Below are 20,065 nucleotides of genomic sequence, written 5' to 3' on the forward strand. Positions count from 1 at the left end.
TCCCTCGGTCCAATACGGCCAAGACCACCCGGCGGTTACAGCAAGCTGCCTCGCCGACGGATACTTGAGGGGTATCAAAGGCAAAGGTGCGAGTCACCCCCGCACGCCGGTTCAGTAGCCGAGCGTCAGATCAACCTGATGTGCGAGCGCGTCACCCCGGCCATAGCGGGCGAGATTATCGAGGAAACGTGCGGCGGAGCGTTGGAACATCGCGGTCTGCGCCCGCCCTGAAAGGTGCATGGTGACATGCGCATTGGGCAGGCTCCACAGCGGATGATCCGCCGGAAGCGGCTCTGGCGTGGTGACGTCAAGGAAGGCGCCGCCGATGCGCTGCTCGGTCAGCGCGGCGACGAGCGCGTCCTGATCGACCACACTGCCGCGCGCGACATTGACCAGCACGGCGCTGGGCTTCATCGCCGCAAGCTCTGCCGCGCCGATCATGCCGTCGGTTTCCGGCGTGGCGGGCACAGCCAGAATCACCCAGTTGAACTCACCCAGCCGCGCGCGCCATTGGTCTGGCAGCAGCGTGCCTTCCCCGGGCGAGCGGCGCACCTTGGTCACCTCCACTTCGAAGGCCGAGAGGATCTTGTCCACGCGCTGGCCGATCGCGCCATAACCCAGGACCAGCGCCTTGCTGCCGGCGAGTTCGACCTTGCCCGGCGAATCCGCCAGCCATTCGTGCCGGTCCTGCGCGCGCACCACTTCGCGGTAGCCCTTGGCGATATTGAGGATGCCCATGACGACATATTCGGCGATGGTGATCGCATTGATGCCGACGCCATTGGTGAAGACGACGCCGCGCTCGGCCATCATCTGCAGCGGAAAACCATCGACCCCGGCATAGATGCTGGAGAGCCACTTCAGGTTTTCCGCGCGGGTGATCGCCTCGACCATCTTGGCCTTGTCATCGAGATCGAACCAGCCGATCTCGGCCTCAGGCGCCATTTCAATCAGTTCGGCGGTGTGGCGGAAGAAGCGCGGCTCGATCCAGTCCGGCAGATGCGGCTGCAGCACGGGCGCGGCGAGCGCGGGCATCACGAGAATGGTCTTGGATGGCGTTGTCATTGGCACTCCGCTCCGGCAGTCTGGTTTTCCGTACGATAGCGAGGCGAGCGACGACATGAAGCTATTGTTTACAATGATGAGCATTGCGCTGGTCACCACGCCGGGTCTGGCCATGGCGCAGGCCGACGAAGTGATCGTCACCGCCCAGCGCAGGTCGGCCGACGACTACAATTCCGCCCAGCCCGCCGTCGGACTCAAGCGGACAGCCGATTTCGCGGTGCAGGAAGTCACCATCACCGGCGACACGCGCGATCCCAAAGGCCGCTCGAACGAGATCTACGCAACCCTCGCCAATGCCATCGCCCAGGCGCCGAAATCCGGCGTGCAGCTTGCCTATGGCACGCAGACGATCCAGCCGATCACGCTCAGGAACTACCGCGATCTGACTTTAGCGCGCGATAGCCGGCCCGATTCGCAGAAGCTGACCCTGCTGATCAAGGCGCCGCTGCAGAACGGCCGGGACGCGCAGGCCGCAGAGGCAGCGATCACCGCATTCGTCAAGGCTGTCAGGCTGGAAGGACGTGCGCTGATGGAGACGAGCGACGACCTAACTTTCTCGATCGTCGATCCAGACCAGTACCGCCCGGCGATTGCGGATGTGATAGCAGCGGATGCCAAGGCCATGGCGGCCAAACTTGGGCCGGACTACGGCGTGGAGATCGAAGGGCTCAACCGCCCGGACGAATGGAACCGGGCGGGCCTTTCGGAAGTGCTGCTGTTCATTCCCTACAAGCTGGTGATCGTGCCCAAGCGCTAACGGGGGCGGCGCAGCGCGATATCGGCGGCGGTTGTCCGCAGCAGGGTCGCGCGGAGACCGCCTTTGAAGCCGCTGGCATGAATATCATCGATCAGCCAGCGATCACCAGAGCGTTGCAGCACGAAGCGCAGCACCTCGTGCCTGCCCGGCGCCTTGCCGAGCGACACCGTCACCCGGAGCCGCCCCCGGCCCTGCCCGCGTAGGCCCGTGATCCGCTCATGAAGGCCGCCCGCATCCCAGTCCTGACATTGGCACAGCCAGTCGAAATCGGAGAGATCGTCGACTTCATCGCTGGGCGTGACCGCGCGCCACTTCGCGATCAGGGCCTTGAGGCGCGGGGTGAAAATCGGGCGCTCCCACGCCGCATCGTGCATTTCGGCGCGGCGAAAAGGGGCGTAGATGGCCATAATCGCGGCCTGAGGCGTGTCTAGAGGCGCGGCGGCGAGAGCAAGCGCGGCGAAGATCATCACAGACCAGCTCCATAGATGGCGCGCATCGGCGGGGTGTGCAGACAATCGGCAAAGCTGAAAGGGCGCACCGCGAGTAGGCCAGCCTGCCCGGCATCAGGGTGGCACGGATTGAACAGCACGACGTCGCCTTCGGGAAGCACTTTCGATGCAACCGCTGCAACCAGCGAGCGGCGTTGCACAAGCCAGTCCGTTACCCACGTCTGGATCTCCGGCTCGGCAAGGCCGGCAGGCACCCGTTCCGGCGCTGCTGCAATGTCGATCCAGCCCAGCACAAGGTCCGCCGCGCCCTCGTCCGGATCGGTCGGCTGATAGCGCAGCGCGATCAACACCGCCAGCGCGGCCTCGGACGCGAAGTGAACCACCGGGAGACCCGGCGGCGAATAGCGCCCGCTGTGCGCAAGCGCGCCTGCGCCATCAATCGCGGTATGAACGGACCGAGTGATCCGCCAGAGCTTCACGGCACAAGCTTCCACTCCCAACCCAGCGGATCGCCGTCCATGACCTCAACGCCCTTGGCGGCGAGTTCATCGCGCAGCGCATCGGAGCGGGCGAAGTCCTTGGCCGCGCGAGCCTCCTTGCGGGCGGCGAGGGTGGCTTCGATTTCGGCTTCGTTGATCTTAGCGGACTTGGGGCGGATGCGCAGATCGGTGCGGGTGAGGTTCAGGAGATGGAGGCCGAGGACGGAGTCCATGGCGGCAAGTGCAGCGAGCTTCTCCGCCGGATCGACCTTCTTGAGCACCGCAACCTCTTCGAGCACGGTGAGCGCAATGGCCGTATTGAGGTCGTCCGACACCGCCGCGTCGAACCGTTCGAGGAAAGGCTGGAAGCGTGGACCGGGTGCAGTTGAGGAAGTGTCCTCGTCGCGCGCTCGTAACTGCTCGACCGCCATCACCAACCGCTTGAGCCGCGTCAGCGCTGCCCCCAGCCCTTCCCAACTGAACTCCAGTTCGCTGCGATAGTGCGCCTGCAGACACAGCAGCCGATAGGCCAGCGGATGGTAGCCCTTGTCGATCAGCAATTGCAGCCGCAGGAACTCGCCCGAGGACTTCGACATCTTGCCGCTGCGTTCGACGAGGAAGTTGTTGTGCATCCAAATGTTCGCGCCGGAATTGCGCGGATCATCGAGGCCATTCGTGCAGCAATGCGCCTGGTTCTGCGCGATCTCGTTGGGGTGGTGAATCTCGCGGTGGTCTATCCCGCCGGTGTGGATATCGAAAGGAAAGCCCAGCACCGCGCCCGACATGACCGAGCATTCGAGGTGCCAGCCCGGAGCGCCCTTGCCCCAGGGCGAATCCCACTCCATCTGCCGCGTCTCGCCCGGCGGAGTCTTGCGCCAGATCGCGAAGTCGGCAGCGTTACGCTTGCCTTCCACAGCCTCGATCCGGCCCTCCCCGTCTTCGGTCTGCGCACGGGCGAGGCGGCCATAATCGGCGACGGTCGAAACGTCGAAATAGAGCCCGCTTTCCAGTTCATAGCAGTGCTTCGCCGCGATCCCCTTCGCAAACTCGATCATCTGCTCGACGTAGTCCGTCGCCACGGTCCACTGCGCGGGCTGGCGGATATTGAGCGCGCGCACGTCGGCCCAGTAGGCCTGCTTGTAGTGCTCAGCGATGTCCCAGATCGATTGCTTCTGTGCGGCTGCCATCCGCTCCATCTTGTCCTCGCCATCGTCCGCATCGTCGGTCAGGTGGCCGACATCGGTGATGTTGATGACGTGGGTGAGCTTGTAGCCCTTGAAGCTCAGCGTCCGCCCCAGCACGTCGGCAAAGACATAGGCGCGCATGTTGCCGATGTGGGGGTAGTTGTAGACCGTCGGCCCACAGGTATAGACGCGCGCCTCGCCCGCGTGGACGGGCACGAAGGGCTCTGCGCGGCGGGTCAGGCTGTTGAAGAGCATGAGGGGAGCAGTCGTTTCCATGCCCCGCGCTCTGCCAGCCCGCGCGCCTGCCGGTCAAGCGCGCGCGCATCCCGATAAATGGGGACCGTCCCTATTTATTCAGCCGCCACCGGAGCGCTTGCCAGCACATCGATCTGGGCGGTGCAGCCCTTCTCCGCGAGCAGCGCCGCCACCGCGACGGGGTCTTCCGGCACATCCGCCAGCAGCCGCATGGTGATCTTCACCGTCTGGCCGACCGGGCTGGTGAAGCGGTAGGTCTGGCCATCCACCACCGGCAGCGCCGCGACCGGCCACAGCTTGATCGCGCTTCCGGCGCGGAAGGTCACTTCGGCGGGGGTGTTGTCCGCGCCGTAGAGCGTGCCGTTGCCGGTCTCGGCGCGATTGGGCCGCCAGAGCACGACTTGCGCGGGATCGGCAATGCAGACGGTGCCGCCGCGGCTGACGTCGACATACCAGACATTGTCGGGGCGGACGGCTTCGGTCGGCTCTTCGGTATCGCCGCGCACGGCCCCGGTGCGGGTGCGCGCGCCGCCGCGTGCGATGAGCGCGGCGAGCGCGCTGTTTGCACCGCTTGCAGCATCGCGGTTGACGGCATTGTCGATGCGAAAGCTGCCCGGGCCGGACAGCACGCGCGAGCCAGCCTGATCGATCACCGTCACCTGATCGCCCGCCTTGAGCGTGACCGCCGCACCCGCCGGCAGCTTGCGCCCCATGGGATAAACCGCCGCCGAAGGCCCGGTCGAGCGGATCACCACGGCTTGCGCATTGGCCGCCACGGTCCAGCCGCAGCTGGCAGCCATCAGGGCGGCGCCGGCAAGGGTGCGACTAGCCAAGGACATAGCTCTCTCCATCATCCAGTTCCGCCAGGCGGCGCGCCAGATTGGCCAGCGCAGGATCCTTGTGGCCGTCCGCACCGATTCGCGCTGTGAGCGCCTGCACAGCCGCGCGATTGCCCGCAGCATGCGCGGCGACAAGGTCTTCGGCAAGCGCGCGGGCGGAAGGATCGCCCTCCGGCACCGGCTCGAACACCTCTACCGGCGTCGCCCGTCCGCGCAGGCGCACCGTGCCCATCGGGCGGAAGCCATCGAGGCCAGAGCGCTCCAGGGCCTCGCGGCTGACAAGGATCGTGGTGCCCAGCGGCTTGTTCGCGCCTTCAAGCCGGGCGGCAGTGTTCATCGCATCGCCAAGCGCGGTGTACTGGATGCGCCCCTCGCCGCCGAAATTGCCGACAATCGCCTCGCCGAAATGGACGCCGACACGGGTGCGGCCAATCGGCGGCACTCCGGCAGGCGCATTGCGGCGGAAGTCCTCGCCCGCGTGATACATCGCGATGGCCGCCCTGACCGCGCGCTCCCCGTCGTCCGGATAGGCAATCGGCGCGCCCCAGAACGCGACAACCGCATCGCCGACGAACTTGTCGAGCGTGCCGCCGTGTTCGAGCACCACCGCCGAAAGCCGGTCGAGATAATCGTTGAGGAGGCGCGCGATCATTTCCGGTTCGACCGCGTGGGTCAGCTTGGTGAAGCCTTCGAGATCGCTGAACAGGCAGAAGATCGCCCGCTTCTCGCCATGCAGCCGCAGCCGCTCCGGATTGCGCAGGATTTCGCTGGCGACCGAGCGCGGCAGGTATTTGCCGAGTGCGCCCTGGGCGAACTCACGCTGCGCCGCGCCCACTGCGCGCAGCGCCGCGCTGACGGCGACATAGGCGATCAACCAACCCACCGGCCAGCCGACCGCCGGGAAGCCCAGCGTATCGAAGCCTGCTTGCGCGACAAGGAACGGAACCGCCGCGAACGCGAGGAGTTGCGCCGCCACGCCGAGCGCCAGCTGCCAGGGGCGCGCGCGCGCAGCAGCCGTCATCATGCCCAGCAGCACGGCAAGCACCGCGCCCAGCGCCTGCGCCCAGCCCGGCACGCCGCTTGGGCGCGCCTTGTCGAGCAATTGCGCCAGCATCGCGGCGTGCACTTCCACCCCGATCATCCGCGCATGCCCGCCGCGCGGATCGGCGGAGAGGCCAGTGCGGGTGAACGGCGTGTCGAACTGGTCAAAATCGGCGAAGTCGCCGCCGATCAGCACGTAGCGGCCGCGAATTGTATCGGCAACGAGCGGCGCGGTGGCAGGATCAGCGAGGAGATCGATGGGGATTTTCTCGAAGACCGGGCGGTCCTTCGCGCTGGGCAGGCGGTAGCGGATCGGCCCGGTGAACCCCGCAAAGGCCGGCGCAGCGTCGGGCGTAGCCTGCGTCAGCGCTTCGGAGAGCAGCGGCGGCAGGCCGGGATAATGGCGCGGCCAGCGACGCGCGGCGCCGTCGTTATCGGTGACGAGGAGGATGCTGGCGGGCTTCGTCGTATCCGTGCGCACCGCCGCGATATAGCGCCTGAGGTCCCGCTCCTGCTCCCAGGTGATCGCCTCTGGATTGGTGCGATTGCTGGCAAAGGCGAGGTAGACCGGCGTCGTCATGCCGCGCAGCGCAGCCTGAAGCAGCGGGTCATCGTCCTGCGCGCTATCGAGCAGGATATCGATGCCGATGCCTTTCGCGCCCTCCCCCGTTTCCTTGAGGCCTTCAATCTGCGCGAGGGCCTGCGCCAGCACGGTGCGATCGACCGGGGAGATCTGCCCGGTCTTGCGGTTGGTATCGTCAGTATAGACGACAAGGACGATGCGCTTGTCGGTATCCGTGCGGGGCGCGAAGCTGGCGGCGCGGAGGTCGTAGAGCGCATTTTCCGCATCGCCCAGAATGGGCAGGTGCCAGCTACGCAGCGCGGTGAACAGCGCCAGCACAAGCAGCAGCGCCGCCACAGCCAGCCGCTGCCAGCCGAGCTCGCGCAGCCCCTGCCGCAGCGCCTGCGCCGATGTGCCTCTGGAATCAGGCATCGCCACCCCCCCGCGTTCTGCGGTTGATTAGCGCCCCCATGCGCCACTGCCTATGCAGTGGCGCATGCAATCCCATCAGAAGCCGAGGAACTTGACGTTGCCGTCCACCGGCTCGCGCTCGCGCGCGAAGTTGTTAACCGGGCTTTCCTCCTCGCGGTAGCCGATAGCGATGCCGCAGAAGAAGATATGGGTTTCATCCGAAACGCCGACGAAGTCCTTGATCAGCTTGGCATAAAGCGAAAGCGCTTCCTGCGGGCAGCTATCGAGCCCTTCGCCGCGCAGCAGCAGCATGATCGTCTGCAGCCACATGCCGACGTCCGACCACTGCGGCGGCCCCATGCGGCGGTCGAAATAGCACAGCAGCACCGCCGGCGCACCGAACGAGACGACATTGGCGCCCATGAACTTGTTGCGCGCTTCGACATCCTCGCGGCCAATGCCCATCGCGCTGTACATCGCCTTGCCCACGCCGTGGAGCCGCGCCTTGCATTCAGGGATCACTTCCGGATCGTCCCAGCTATATTCGCGCGGGTTCTGCGGCGGCGTCGCCATCATCTTCGCCTGCAGTTCCTTGAGCGGCTCGCCGGTGACGATGGCCGCTTCCCACGGCTGGAAATTGCAGCCCGAAGGCGCCCAGCGCGCGGTGTCCATCACCCGGCGCAGCACGTCGAGCGGAACGGGCTTGTCCTGAAACGCCCGGATCGAACGGCGCGTGAGTACGGCTTCGGCAACATTCATGGGCAATCTCTCCGGCTTATGAAGACATCCCTGCGCCAGTGCCAGTGCCAGTGCACGTCGCTGGCGCAGGGATGTGGGTTGGAGTTTAATTGACCGATTAAGGCAAGGCGGTCAACCGGCATGGACGGTTGGCCGCCTTGCCGTGCCGCGCTCTCAGTTGGCCGGAGCCGCAGGTGCCACCGGAGCCGGCGTGGCCGCAAGGGCAGCTTCGACCTGATCCGCGCGCAGTGCGCCGGGCGCTGGCCCCATATCATCCGCATCGACCATCCGGTTGGTGCCGGCCTTGGTGAATTCCTCTGCGGTCGAGGGGCGCAGGTCGGGCCGTCCGGCCATCACGCCCATCTTGATCCGGCACATGGCGTACTGCGTCTCGTCGGCCTCGACCTCAAGCGCGAGCACGTCCTTGGCCTCGCTCTTCACGGTGTATTCGTGGCGGCCCGGATCGGTCACGAGGATGAAATAGCGGCCCGAGCCGAGCGAACTGATCTTCTGGCCGCCTTCGTTGACAGCGCAGCCCATTGCCGCGCCCATGATCGTACCGGTGCGGTAGAACACGATCTGGCCTTTGCCTGCGGGCGGCGCAGGGATGCGCACCGGGGGCTTGTCACCTGCGTGGGCGGACGTCGCCATCGTGGCCGTCGCCAACAGGATCAGTCCCGCCCTTGTTGCTGCCTTGATCATCCTGCTTCCTCTCCTCTTATGGTCCGACGGGCGGAGTTGCCGGCCGGGTTGATTGATCCGATGTCGCCCCGCTGCCATCCGGTGGCGGCACCTGGAAGACCTCTGCGGTCTTGGCGATAGCCGGGGTTCCCTTGGGGAAAACGTTGTTTCGGCCAGTGATGGCAAAGCCCACCAGGGCCACCGGCACCGGGCTCATCACGGTGGCGGCATTGAAGGCATCTATCTTGCCAATCGCGTCCTCGGACCGCTGGGCGATATGCATGGAGCGCAGCCGCAGGCGCTGTGAGCCGACGGAAAGGTAGCGTGCGGCCAGCACGAGTTCGCCCGCCGTCCCGCTGCCGCCCGCCTTCTTGGCGTGGATCACTTCCCCTTGCCCCGGCGTCCCCGCAGGCACGAGTTCGTGCCCTCCGATCACGATCGGTGCAGCAAGGTGGAAGGAAAAGGTCTCACCCGTCTTGCTGATCTTGCTGCCCAGATCGGTATCGAGCACGAGGTCGACCGGCGCGAGCGCAGGAATGCACCGTTCGCAGGGCAAATCCGGGGTATCCGCAACCGCAGCAGCGGGGGGGTCAACTGGCTCCGCCGCTCGAGCAGGCACCGGTTGTGCAGGCAGGCAAGTCGGTGCGGAAAGCAGCAGCAGCGCTGGCACAACCCCAATTCGACGGCGCATCATCTTTCCCCCGCGCACGGCGTATCATCATTTCCGGCGCGCGGCATAGCGCGAAAAACGCCCGCGCCCGGCCTGGCGCGATTTCCGATCATTCAGGGTATTGCGGCGCAAAGGACGATCCGGACCGACCGATCAGTCGTCGTCCTCGAACAGCCCCGCCAGCTGCTCGACCATCGTGCCGCCGAGCTGCTCGACATCCATGATCGTCACGGCGCGGCGGTAGTAGCGCGTCACGTCATGGCCGATGCCGATGGCGACGAGCTGGACCGGGGACTGCTTCTCGATCCAGTCGATCACGCGGCGCAGGTGCTGTTCGAGGTAGCCCGCCGAATTGACCGAAAGCGTCGAATCGTCGACCGGCGCGCCGTCCGAGATGACCATGAGGATGCGGCGATCCTCCTGCCGCGCAAGCAGGCGTGAATGCGCCCAGAGCAGCGCCTCGCCGTCGATGTTTTCCTTCAGCAGCCCCTCGCGCATCATCAGGCCGAGGTTCTTGCGCGCGCGGCGCCAGGGCTCGTCCGCCTTCTTGTAGACGATGTGGCGCAGGTCGTTGAGGCGGCCGGGGTGCGCGGGCTTGCCGCCCGAAAGCCACGCCTCGCGCGATTGGCCGCCCTTCCACGCGCGGGTGGTGAAGCCGAGCACTTCGGTCTTCACCCCGCAGCGCTCCAGCGTGCGCGCCATGATGTCAGCGCTGATCGCCGCGATCGAGATGGGGCGGCCGCGCATCGAGCCGGAGTTATCGATCAGCAGGGTGACGACGGTATCCTTGAACTCGACGTCGCGCTCGATCTTGTACGACAGCGAATGGCCGGGCGAGATGACGACGCGGGCGAGCCGCGCGGCATCGAGCAGGCCTTCTTCCTGATCGAAATCCCACGAACGGTTCTGCTGCGCCATAAGGCGGCGCTGCAGGCGGTTGGCAAGGCGGGTGACGATGCCCTGGAGGCCCTTCAATTGTGCATCGAGATAGGCGCGCAGGCGGGTGAGCTCTTCCTCGTCGCACAGCTCGGTGGCGGAGACGACTTCGTCGAACTGGGTGGTGTAGGCCTTGTATTCCCAGCTATCCGGCAGATCGGTCCACGGTCGGTTGGGGCGCGTGGGGAGCATGCCTTCCTCACCCTCGTCGGCCATGTCGGCGTCGGCAGAGTCCTCCGATGTCTCGGTCTGCTCCTGATCTTCGCCCTGTTCGTCGCCTTCGGTGGTGTCCCCGGCGACTTCGCTCGGCTGCTGCTCGGCGCCGTCGTCCGAGGCGTCGGGCTGGTCTTCGGCCTCGTCGTCGGCCTGCTCGCCCTCGTCCTCATCGCCGCCGTCATCGGCCTCGTCGGGGGACTTGGTGAGATCGAGGTGACCGAGCATTTCGAGCGCGAGGTTCTGGAACGCCTTCTGGTCATCCAGCAGATCGGCAAACCCTTCGAGATCGGCCCCGGCGCGCGCTTCGATCCAGCTGCGCACCATCGCGGTGCCGATTTCGGCGGCGGGAGGCACGGCCTGCCCGGTCAGCTTCTCGCGCAGCAGCATGGCAAGCGCGGTGGGCAGCGGCACGTCCTCGGGCCGGATCGCGCGGGCGATCGGATCGGAGGCGATGCGCATGGTCGTTGCGGCATCGAGGTTGCCGCGGATACCGGCGTAGCCGTCCGAACCCAGCGCCTCGTAGCGCACCTGCTCGATTGCATCGTAGCAGGCGCGGGCGAGCGGTTCGGTGGGGGCACTGCGGTTGTGCAAGGTCTCGTTGTGCAGACGCAGCTTGAGCGCCATGCCATCGGCAAAGCCCCGCGCTTCGGCCACTTGCGCGGCGGGCAGCGCGCGGCCCGGCATCGGCAGGCGCAGGTTCGTCCCCGTCTGGCTCGGCGCATCGGCGGTCCAGGCGACTTCGAGTTCGGGCACATCGGCCACGGCGCGCGCGGTGCCGGCGAGAACCGAGCGGAACTGGTCGAGGGGGCTTTCGTCAGGCAAGGTCTGTCTTCATCCGTCGGGTTGAGTTTCAGCCGATTGCCGACTTCACCCGATTGTCTGCCCCGTCTTGGCCCAATCCGCAAGGAAGCCTTCGATGCCCTTTTCGGTCAGCACATGCTTGAACAAGCCCTTGATCACGGCGGGGGGCGCGGTGATGACGTCGGCGCCGATCTTGGCGCTTTCGAGGACGTGGACGCCGTGGCGGATCGAGGCGACGAGGATTTCGGTGCCGAAGGCGTAGTTGTCGTAGATCAGGCGGATATCGCGGATGAGATCCATGCCGTCGAAGCCGTTGTCGTCATGCCGCCCGACGAAAGGCGAGATGAAGGTCGCGCCGGCCTTGGCCGCCAGCAGCGCCTGGTTGGCCGAGAAGCACAGCGTGACGTTGACCATCGAGCCGTCGCTGGTGAGCGCCTTGCAGGTCTTGAGGCCATCGATGGTGAGCGGGACCTTGATGCAGACGTTGTCGGCAATCTTCCGCAGGATTTCCGCCTCGCGCATCATGCCTTCGTGATCGAGCGCCACGACTTCGGCCGAGACCGGGCCGCTGGTGAGGCCGCAGATCTCGCGCGTCACTTCGATGAAATCACGCCCAGCCTTGGCGATCAGCGAAGGGTTGGTGGTCACGCCGTCGAGCAGGCCGGTGGAGGCAAGGTCGGCAATCTCGGCGGTGTCGGCGGTATCGACGAAAAACTTCATGGGGAACGTGTCCTGTATCCGATTCTGCGAACCCTATAGCGCGAGGGCGGGCGCTGTGTAGCCTGTCATTCTTCCCCAAGCGGGTGGCGGTGAGCCTTTGCCCCCAAGGCCACCAGTCCCTAGATGGGGTGCATGACCCGCGTGCGCTGCATCGTTTTCAACGCCGCCCTCGGCGCGCTCGACTACCGGGTGCCCGAGGGAATGGATGCGCCGCCCGGCAGCGTGGTGGTGCTGCCGCTGGGCCCGCGCCAGATCCTCGGCGTGGTGTGGGATGATGGCGATCTGCCGCGCGATAACTACCCCGAGCACAAGCTGCGCAGCGTTCTCGAAGTGCTGCCGGTGCCGCCGCTGCCCGCGCCCTTGCGCCGCCTGATCGCTTGGGTTGCCGACTACTACCTCGCGCCACTCTCTGCCGTGGCGCGTATGGCCTTGTCGAGCAGCGCGGCGCTGAAGGGTAGCGGGACGGTCACCGAATACCGCCTCACCGGCGAAGAACCGGCGCGGATGACCCCGCAGCGGCTGCAGGCGCTCGATCTGCTGCAGGGCGAACAGGCGACGATGCGCGAGCTGGCGGAGATCGCGGGGGTTTCCGAAGGCGTGCTGCGCGGGATGCTAAGCCAGGGGCTGCTGGAGCCGGTGCTGGTCGATAGCGACCGGCCCTACCCCGCGCCCGATCCGCTGTTCGCCGCACCGGCGCTGGCCGAGCAGCAGGCCGAGGCGGCAGCGGAGATGGTGGAGGCCGTCGCAGCGCATAGGTTCCAGCCGTTCCTGCTCGATGGGGTGACGGGCTCCGGCAAGACCGAGACCTATTTCGAGGCCGTTGCAGCGGCGCTGGAGGCTGGGCGGCAGGTGCTGGTGCTGCTGCCCGAAATCGCACTCACCGCCGCGTTTCTGGGCCGGTTCGAGGCGCGGTTCGGGGTGACGCCCGTCACCTGGCATTCCTCGCTCAAGGCTTCGGAGCGGCGGCGGGCGTGGCGGCAGGTGGCGTTCGGCGGGGCGAAAGTCGTGGTCGGAGCGCGCTCGGCGCTGTTCCTGCCGTTTGCAGATCTCGGCCTCGTGGTGGTCGACGAAGCGCACGAGGTAGCGTTCAAGCAGGACGACGGCGTGCGCTACAATGCCCGCGACGTGGCGGTGATGCGGGGGCACTTCGAGGGCGTGCCGGTGGTGCTGGCAAGCGCGACACCGGCGCTGGAGAGCCTGCAGATGGCCGAGGCGGGGCGCTACAAGCGGCTGGTGCTGCCGAGCCGGTTCGGCGGGGCGCAGTTGCCGAAGATCGAGATCATCAACCTGACGGAACTGCAGCCGCCGCGCGGGCGCTGGCTGGCGCCGCCGCTGGTGGAAGCGCTGCAGGACCGGCTGGCCAAGGGCGAGCAGAGCCTGCTGTTTCTCAACCGGCGCGGCTATGCGCCGCTGACGCTGTGCCGGCACTGCGGGTTCCGCTTCAAGTGCCCCAACTGTTCGGCCTGGCTGGTCGAGCACCGGCTTTCACAACGGCTGGCCTGCCACCACTGCGGGCACGAGGTGCCGCCGCCACCAGTCTGCCCGGAATGCGGCGAGCCGGACTGTCTGGTCGCCTGCGGCCCCGGCGTGGAGCGCATCGCCGACGAGGTGGGCGAATTGCTGCCGGGGGCACGCGTGGCTGTCGTCACCTCCGACACGCTGGCGAGCCCCGCCGCTGCTGCCGAGTTCGTGGCGCAGGCGGAAGGGGGGGCGATCGACGTGATCGTGGGAACGCAGCTCGTCACCAAGGGGTTTCACTTTCCCGAACTGACGCTGGTCGGCGTTGTCGATGCCGATATGGGGCTAGATGGCGGGGACTTGCGCGCGGCGGAGCGGACGTACCAGCAGATCGCCCAAGTCGCCGGGCGGGCCGGGCGCGGGGCCAAGCCGGGCGAGGTGCTGATCCAGACGCGCCATCCCAAGGCCGAGGTGATCGCCGCGCTCGCCAGCGGATCGCGCGACGCGTTCTACGCGGCTGAAACCGAGGCGCGGCGCGAGGCGGGCGCGCCGCCATTTGGCCGGTGGGCGGCGATCATCGTTTCGAGCGAGGACGAGGCCGAAGCCCGCGAAGCGGCCCGCGCCATCGGCGGCACGCGGCCGGATGAGCCCGGCGTCCTGATCCTAGGCCCCGCCCCTGCCCCGCTTTCGTTGCTGCGCGGGCGGCACCGCTACCGCCTGCTGATCGCGGCGCGCCGTTCGGCCGAAGTGCAGAAGCTGATCCGCAGCTGGCTCGCCCCGCTGCGCTTCCCGCCGGGGGTGCGGGTGGCGGTGGATATCGACCCCTATTCCTTCGTCTGAAATCCAACGCAAGTTGACACAGTTTACACTGTCCTGAGCACAATATCCGATCCGGTTGCATCGTTCTATTTCAGCGGCTTGACGATTCAAAGAGCAGAGAGCCGATGTGCCATGGCCGGGGGCGTGTAGGAAAATGGATTCTGCGGCCCCCTCTCCTGGCCCTCTCCCCTGAAGGGGGGAGGGCTCAAGGTTGCGTCTGGGGTATGGTGTAGCGGACTGTCTCGACCGTATGGTCCTCCCCCAGCGAGACAACCACGTCAGCCCGCTCGGGCAGATCGGCCAGCAGGTGCCGCGTGATCCGTTCGTAGTGCATCACGAAGCGGGCCAGTTCGGCATCCGTCATCCCCCCGCCGGTGCGGGCGCGCAGTTTGCTTTCCTGCAGTTGCCGCCAGCCGAGGACGGCTTCAAATCCGGGGGCGGCGAGCATGACGAGGTAATCGGGCGCATCGAACAAGGCGCGATAGGGGCCGGCGAGCGCGGCGTTGACATAGGCGCGCCAGGTGCCGTGCGGGTCTTCATCGGCTTCAAGGCGGTTGATCGGGGCGGCGAGATCGGTTGCGGATTGGGGCGTGGCGGCCATGCACCAGCCTTCGAACAGCAGCACATCCAGCGGGGCTTCGAGCAGCGGCCACCGCGTTTCGGGCACGCGGTCATCCGCCCCCTTGTCGAAGCGCGGGAGGTGGATGCCAGCCTGTCCTGCGCGGACGGCATTCAGCAGCGAGAGGCCGAGCGCCACATCATGCGTGCCGGGAACCCCGCGCGTGGCGAAGAGCGGATGGACCGAAGCGGCGAGTTCGGCGCGCGCAGTGCGGGTGAGATAGAGATCATCGAGCGAGAGCGTGGCTACGCGAAGGCCGTGGTCCTCGGCGAGGAGCACTTCAAGCATGCGGCAGAGCGTGGACTTGCCGCTGCCCTGCGAACCGCTGACACCGACGATGAGCGGCACGCCGGTGGCCCTTGCTGCGATGGCGGCAGCAAGGGGGCGCCAGTATGTCTCGATGGTGGCGCGGTAGGTTTCCGGCAACCGTTCAGCCGCCATGAAGGCTGCGATTGCGGGGCTTTGCTCCCTCACCCCTCCAGCAGCGCAGCCGCCTGCAGCAGGCGGTTGCCGTGGTCGGTTTCTTCCCGCCCGTTGGCGCGCAGGAGGGCGGCAGCTTCTTCGTTGCCGATGCTGACGGCCCAGCCTTCGTAGAGCGTTTCGCCGTCGAATTCGGTCTGCGCGAGCTTGCGCAGCGCGGGCGGGGTGAGTTCGCCGATGGGGAACACGCCGCTGGCGAGATAGGGGTTGGCGTCGGCCTCGGGCGGCGTGAAGTCCTCTCCCGTCAGCACCTTGAGCACGGCGGCAGCGCGGCGGGCGTGGACGAATTCCTCATCACCATTGGTGCGCAGGAGATCGGCGACGGCGGGGTTCTCTGCGCCCGCAGCGGTGGCGCGGTAGAGTTCCTTGCTGGCGGCTTCGACGAGGCACATGACCTTGATGTCCATGACCGTGGGCGCAGTGACGGTGCCGATGTGGGCGAAGGCCTCACCGATGGTCTGCGGCATTCCCGGTTCGAGCGTGACGGTGGGCATGTGGGGTCTCCCTTGGTGTTCTGGTTCCGGGGGAGCGTACATCAGGGGTGGGCGGAATGGGAAGGCGATTTAATCGCGCGGCTAATGTGGTGCGGGATGCTTCGACAAGCTCAGCATGAGCGGGGGTTTGTGCTCTGCCAATTTCCCCTCTCGCGGGCCCTCTCTCCTGCCCTTCGACAAGCTCAGGATGAGCGTGGGAGAGGGCTTAAAGGAGCAGGAGTGCGCCTTCGCGCTGGAGGAGCTTGGCCTTGATATCGAGGCCCCAGGCATAGCCGCCGAGGCTGCCATCGGTGCGGATCACGCGGTGGCAGGGGATCAGCAGCGAGACGTGGTTGGCGCCGTTGGCAGAGCCTGCGGCGCGCACCGCGCCGGGGCGGCCGACTTCGGCGGCGAGCTGGGCGTACGTGCGCGTCTCGCCCTTGGGGATGCGGCGCAGCGCCTGCCAGATGTCCTGCTGAAAGGGTGTGCCGGCAACATCGACGGGGATGTGGCTGAAATCGACCTCGCCGGGGGCTTCGGCAGCGGCGACGATTTCAGCGAGAAGGCGCGCGAAGTGTTCACCGCCCCGCACGCGTTCGGCCTTGGGAAAGCGATCGGCCAGAACGGCGGGATCCTCACCGAAGGAGAGGCGGCAGACGCCCTTGTCCGTCGCGGCGACGAGCATCGGGCCGAGCGACGTCTGCGCGACATCCCAGCGGATCACTGCGCCGCGGCCGCCATCGATCCAGGCGGAGGGGGTGGGTTCGGTCCGGCTCATCGGCGTGCTCCTGCTGCGGGTGTGGGCAGCCTTGTAGCGCCGCCGATACCGGCAGGCTTCCCGCCGCTTGCGGTCAATTTGCCGGGTTGGTGCGGCGGATGGTCAGCGCGATGGCATGCGCCTCGTTCATCACCGCCTTGATCCCGGTGTCCGGCCGATTGTCGTAGACGTTGACGTTGACGAGCTTCTCGCCAACGACTGTCATGCAGGTGGCGACAAGGCCGGGCTTTGCCGGCTTGCCCGCCTCGAAGGCAATGGCCACGCGGCCGCCCATGTAGATGCAGTCTGCATCGCGGCTGATATAGCCGAAGTCGCTTTCGACCTTGGTCTGCAAGCCGGTGACCTTGTCGATCCCCTCCTTGGCCATGCGATCGAAATCCCCGTCGAACTTGGGCGAATCCGGCCCGGTGAGCGTGGCGTTGAGCGACGCGAGCGTATCGTCCTTCGGCAGTCGCATGAGCAGGACCTGGGTGGGCACCTTGAGCAGGACATAGTGCGTGCCCGCCTGCTTTGCCGCGCCGCAGGTCCAGAAATCGGCCACGGTGACGTTTCTGCCATCGGCGGCGGCGGTCATCTGGGCAATGGCCGCCGAGTCTCCGGTCGGGAGGCAGAGCCCGGCGGGAATGGGCATGGCCATGGCCGCCTCGCCGATGCGGAACGGCGCCTCGGCCGGCTGATCGGCTGCGGCCGCGGCAACCGGTGCCGCGAGCAACAGCAAGGCCACAGCGAGCCTGCGCGAAATCTTACCTGAACCCATGGAATGCCCCCACCTTGCGGAACCCAAGGTGTAATGCGAAACCGCTGCTCTGCAATCCCGGTCGCCAAAGGAACTTAGCCTGCATGGACTTGCTGCGCCGAATCATCTGCATCCTTGGCGCCATAACGCTGGCGTTGGCCGCGCCCGCGCTGGCCGATCCGGGCGATATTGCCGCCGCGAGCCGGGGCGTGGTGCGGGTGGTGCTGATCCAGTATGATGGCGGCGCAGCGCGGCTCGTAAGCCACGGCACCGGCTTTGCCATCGCGCCCGATCTCGTGGTGACCAATGCCCACGTCGTGGAAGACCTGCGCAGCAGCGACGGGATCGTGGCGGGCGTCGTTCCGTCCGAGGGGCGCGGAGGCTATGCCGCGACGATTGCCGCCTATTCGCCCCAGCGCGATCTGGCGCTGCTGAAGCTGAAGCCGGGCGCTTCGCTCAATGCGCTGACGCTGTTTTCCGGCGCGCCGACCGACAGCGAGGAAGTCTATGCGGCGGGTTATCCCGGCAACGTCGATATGGCCGAAGGGCTTTCGATGGGCGACCTCGTCAGCCCGCAGGCGGCGGTGAAGACGCGCGGCTATGTCTCGGCGGGGCGCTCGTCGAAGGCGTTCGACACGATCCTGCACACGGCGCCGATCGGTTCAGGCAATTCGGGCGGGCCGCTGCTCGATGCCTGCGGGCGGGTGCTCGGCGTCAACAGCTTTGGCACGGTGAGCGAGAACACGACCGATTCGGCGTTCTACTTCGCGATCTCGATGCGCGAGCTTTCCGCGTTCCTGCAGGAGGCCGGGGTGAGCCCGCATGTGAGCGGCGCGCCCTGCACTTCGCTCGCCGATCTCGACCGGGCGGATGCAGCGCGCGGGGCCGAGGATCAGGCGCGGCTGGCGGCAACGGCGGAAGCGCGCAAGGCCGCGCAGGCCGAATTTGCCGCCAAGGCGCAGCATGATGCGGAACTGCAGATCCTTTCCGAACGCGACAACGGGCTGGCGCTGGCGGCGGTGCTGCTGGTGGCGGCGGTGGCGGCGGGTGCGGCGGCGTTTGCCTTCCTCCAGCGCGGCAAGCAGCGCGAGCTCAGGATCGCGGGCGGCGCAGCGGGGGTGCTGGCGCTTGCCGCAGTGGCCGTCTGGCTGCTGCGTCCGCCGCTCAGCCTGATCGACGAGCGGGCCAAGGACATCATCGCCGAAACGAAGGCCAGAGCCGAAGCGAGCCCGGCGGCGGATGCCAGCGCTCCTGCGCCGGAAAGCCCGCAAAAGCTGGTCTGCGTGCTCGATCCGCAGCGCAGCCGGGTGACCGTTTCCGACGTGACCGACGTGCCGCTGAGCTGGGCGCCGGGCGGTTGCGTCAACGGGCGGACTCAATACGGGTTGGCGGGGGACGGCTGGAGCCGGGTGCTGGTGCCGCAAGGCGAAGCGACGATTTCAGTGACGCGGTTCGATGCGGATCGGCGCGAGTACACGGTCGAGCGCTATCTCATGGGGCTCGACGCGATGACCGCCGCGCGGGCGGCGCGAGCGAAGCTGAGCGCACCGGCCTGCGGGGTGGACGAGGCGGCCGCGCGCGCGCTGGGCGAGGCGCAGGGGTCGATCCGGGCCTTGCTGCCGGCCGAACCCAACGAGCGACTGCGCTACACTTGCAAGCCCGCGCCCTGATCGCGCGCGGAAGATCATGCGAGGCATCTGACAGCCCGGAGGGGCCTGCCTGAAAGGGCTTGGTTTTCACACTGTCCCGGGAATCGGCAACTGGCATCTTGTCAGGCAGGGACTTGGTTGCTAGGCGCGCCCCCATTGCGGGCCGCCGTGCTTTGTGCGCGGCACCATGGCCCATGCAAGCTACATTTGCGATCCATCCTGGATGAAGGGGACCAAGGCGCGTGGAGATTTCCGGCGGGATTACGGCCAGCTTGGCGGGACGTTATGCGGCCGCGCTCTATGACTTGGCGGGCGAACAGGGGGTTGTGACGGCGGTCGAAACCGACCTCGACACCCTTGGCGCGGCGGTGCGCGAATCGGCTGACCTGGCCGCACTGCTCAAGAACCCCGAAGTCTCGCGCGATGCCGCCGCGAAGACGATCGACGCGGTTGCCGACTATCTCAAGCTTTCGGGCCTCACCCGCAAGTTCCTCGGCGTGCTGGCGGCTAACCGCCGTCTCGCCTCGCTGCCCGATGTGGTGCGCGCGTTCACCGCGATCGCCGCTGCGGCGCGCGGAGAGGTGACCGCCGAAGTGACCACCGCGCACCCGCTTGACGATGCGCAGCTTGCGGCGCTTGCCGACAAGCTCAAGGCCCGCGAGGGCCGCTCCGTCACGGTCAAGGCTCATGTCGATCCGGCTATTCTGGGCGGCCTCGTCGTCCAGATTGGCAGCCGCATGATCGACGGTTCGATCCGCACCCGTCTCAATTCGCTCGCCCAGGCCATGAAGGGCTGAAGCTCCAAAAGTTTTACGAAAGGCGTTTCCATGGAAATCCGCGCAGCTGAAATCTCGAAGGTCATCAAGGACCAGATCGCCAGCTTCGGCACCGAGGCGCAGGTCTCGGAAGTCGGCTCGGTGCTGTCGGTCGGTGACGGTATTGCCCGCATCTACGGCCTCGATCAGGTCCAGGCCGGCGAAATGGTCGAATTTGCGAACGGGGTGAAGGGCATGGCGCTCAACCTCGAAGCCGACAACGTCGGCGTCGTGATCTTCGGCTCGGACGCCGAGATCAAGGAAGGCGACCAGGTCAAGCGTACCGGCACCATCGTCGACGCCCCCGTCGGCAAAGGCCTGCTCGGCCGCGTGGTCGACGCGCTGGGCAACCCGATCGACGGCAAGGGCCCGATCGTGGACGCCGTCCGCACCCGCGTCGAAGTCAAGGCGCCCGGCATCATCCCGCGCAAGTC

At 67.0% G+C, this 20,065-nt stretch carries 18 protein-coding genes and 2 pseudogenes; 5 read left to right on the top strand and 15 right to left on the bottom strand.

Annotated elements, in window-relative coordinates; genetic code table 11:
- Positions 1 to 111: 111 nt before the first annotated feature.
- Positions 112 to 1,065 carry a D-2-hydroxyacid dehydrogenase gene (locus tag Q0071_RS16280; RefSeq protein ID WP_298171790.1) on the bottom strand — a complete coding sequence of 318 codons (954 nt, stop codon included), beginning with the start codon at positions 1,063 to 1,065 and terminating at the stop codon, positions 112 to 114.
- Positions 1,066 to 1,120: 55 nt separating this feature from the next.
- On the opposite strand from Q0071_RS16280, the gene Q0071_RS16285 reads away from it, so the two are divergent.
- Positions 1,121 to 1,822, top strand: a complete 702-nt coding sequence (locus Q0071_RS16285) for a TonB-dependent receptor (RefSeq protein WP_298171793.1) — start codon at positions 1,121 to 1,123, stop codon at positions 1,820 to 1,822.
- Here the strand turns inward: Q0071_RS16285 and Q0071_RS16290 are convergent.
- The 10 genes from Q0071_RS16290 to fsa all read right to left on the bottom strand — a co-directional run bounded on the left by Q0071_RS16290 (position 1,819) and on the right by fsa (position 11,804).
- Positions 1,819 to 2,289, bottom strand: coding sequence for a DUF3828 domain-containing protein (locus Q0071_RS16290; RefSeq protein WP_298171846.1), 471 nt, complete (start codon positions 2,287 to 2,289; stop codon positions 1,819 to 1,821). The genes Q0071_RS16285 and Q0071_RS16290 overlap by 4 nt on opposite strands.
- Complete coding sequence (locus tag Q0071_RS16295) at positions 2,289 to 2,750, bottom strand: RES family NAD+ phosphorylase (RefSeq protein WP_298171796.1); 462 nt, start codon at positions 2,748 to 2,750, stop codon at positions 2,289 to 2,291. Before Q0071_RS16295 ends, Q0071_RS16290 begins: the two co-directional genes overlap by 1 nt.
- Entirely contained in the window at positions 2,747 to 4,210 is a 1,464-nt protein-coding gene (gene cysS / locus Q0071_RS16300; protein ID WP_298171799.1) for a cysteine--tRNA ligase, read from the bottom strand. Before cysS ends, Q0071_RS16295 begins: the two co-directional genes overlap by 4 nt.
- Before the next feature lie 74 nt (positions 4,211 to 4,284).
- On the bottom strand, positions 4,285 to 5,028 hold the full coding sequence (locus Q0071_RS16305; RefSeq protein ID WP_298171802.1) for a hypothetical protein: 744 nt from the start codon (positions 5,026 to 5,028) through the stop codon (positions 4,285 to 4,287).
- Positions 5,015 to 7,063: an adenylate/guanylate cyclase domain-containing protein gene (locus Q0071_RS16310; protein WP_298171805.1), complete on the bottom strand. Its 2,049-nt coding sequence runs from the start codon at positions 7,061 to 7,063 to the stop codon at positions 5,015 to 5,017. The genes Q0071_RS16305 and Q0071_RS16310 overlap by 14 nt, the downstream gene beginning before the upstream one ends.
- Before the next feature lie 75 nt (positions 7,064 to 7,138).
- On the bottom strand, positions 7,139 to 7,801 hold the full coding sequence (locus Q0071_RS16315; RefSeq protein WP_298171808.1) for a nitroreductase: 663 nt from the start codon (positions 7,799 to 7,801) through the stop codon (positions 7,139 to 7,141).
- Between the two features lie 153 nt (positions 7,802 to 7,954).
- On the bottom strand, positions 7,955 to 8,482 hold the full coding sequence (locus Q0071_RS16320; protein ID WP_298171811.1) for a DUF2846 domain-containing protein: 528 nt from the start codon (positions 8,480 to 8,482) through the stop codon (positions 7,955 to 7,957).
- A gap of 16 nt (positions 8,483 to 8,498) precedes the next feature.
- On the bottom strand, positions 8,499 to 9,017 hold the full coding sequence (locus Q0071_RS16325; RefSeq protein ID WP_298171814.1) for a hypothetical protein: 519 nt from the start codon (positions 9,015 to 9,017) through the stop codon (positions 8,499 to 8,501).
- 267 nt (positions 9,018 to 9,284) lie between these two features.
- On the bottom strand, positions 9,285 to 11,105 hold the full coding sequence (gene cobT / locus Q0071_RS16330; protein WP_298171816.1) for a cobaltochelatase subunit CobT: 1,821 nt from the start codon (positions 11,103 to 11,105) through the stop codon (positions 9,285 to 9,287).
- A 45-nt stretch (positions 11,106 to 11,150) separates the two neighbouring features.
- Positions 11,151 to 11,804 (bottom strand): fructose-6-phosphate aldolase, encoded by a 654-nt coding sequence (gene fsa / locus Q0071_RS16335; protein ID WP_298171819.1) that lies wholly within the window; start codon positions 11,802 to 11,804, stop codon positions 11,151 to 11,153.
- Between the two features lie 132 nt (positions 11,805 to 11,936).
- Between fsa and Q0071_RS16340 the strand changes: the two genes are divergently transcribed.
- Positions 11,937 to 14,102 (top strand): primosomal protein N', encoded by a 2,166-nt coding sequence (locus Q0071_RS16340; RefSeq protein ID WP_298171822.1) that lies wholly within the window; start codon positions 11,937 to 11,939, stop codon positions 14,100 to 14,102.
- Positions 14,103 to 14,286: 184 nt separating this feature from the next.
- Here the strand turns inward: Q0071_RS16340 and Q0071_RS16345 are convergent, their stop codons facing one another.
- From Q0071_RS16345 to Q0071_RS16360, 4 genes and pseudogenes are all read right to left on the bottom strand, one after another.
- Entirely contained in the window at positions 14,287 to 15,141 is an 855-nt protein-coding gene (locus Q0071_RS16345; protein WP_298171825.1) for a kinase, read from the bottom strand.
- 29 nt (positions 15,142 to 15,170) lie between these two features.
- Positions 15,171 to 15,674, bottom strand: coding sequence for a ferritin family protein (locus Q0071_RS16350; protein ID WP_298171828.1), 504 nt, complete (start codon positions 15,672 to 15,674; stop codon positions 15,171 to 15,173).
- Between the two features lie 205 nt (positions 15,675 to 15,879).
- Positions 15,880 to 16,413 (bottom strand): annotated as a pseudogene (locus Q0071_RS16355) (methylated-DNA--[protein]-cysteine S-methyltransferase); the annotation flags it as partial.
- Between the two features lie 91 nt (positions 16,414 to 16,504).
- Positions 16,505 to 17,155, bottom strand: a complete 651-nt coding sequence (locus Q0071_RS16360; RefSeq protein ID WP_298171831.1) for a hypothetical protein — start codon at positions 17,153 to 17,155, stop codon at positions 16,505 to 16,507.
- Positions 17,156 to 17,271: 116 nt separating this feature from the next.
- Between Q0071_RS16360 and Q0071_RS16365 the strand changes: the two genes are divergently transcribed.
- The 3 genes and pseudogenes from Q0071_RS16365 to Q0071_RS16375 form a co-directional block, all read left to right on the top strand.
- The gene (locus Q0071_RS16365) at positions 17,272 to 18,837 is read left to right on the top strand and encodes a serine protease (protein WP_298171834.1); all 1,566 of its coding nucleotides are present in this window, start codon (positions 17,272 to 17,274) and stop codon (positions 18,835 to 18,837) included.
- 221 nt (positions 18,838 to 19,058) lie between these two features.
- Entirely contained in the window at positions 19,059 to 19,613 is a 555-nt protein-coding gene (locus tag Q0071_RS16370) for a F0F1 ATP synthase subunit delta (RefSeq protein ID WP_298171837.1), read from the top strand.
- Positions 19,614 to 19,643: 30 nt separating this feature from the next.
- Positions 19,644 to 20,065, top strand: a pseudogene (locus Q0071_RS16375) (F0F1 ATP synthase subunit alpha); the annotation flags it as partial.

Source organism: Novosphingobium sp. (assembly GCF_027486195.1).
GTDB lineage: Bacteria > Pseudomonadota > Alphaproteobacteria > Sphingomonadales > Sphingomonadaceae > Novosphingobium.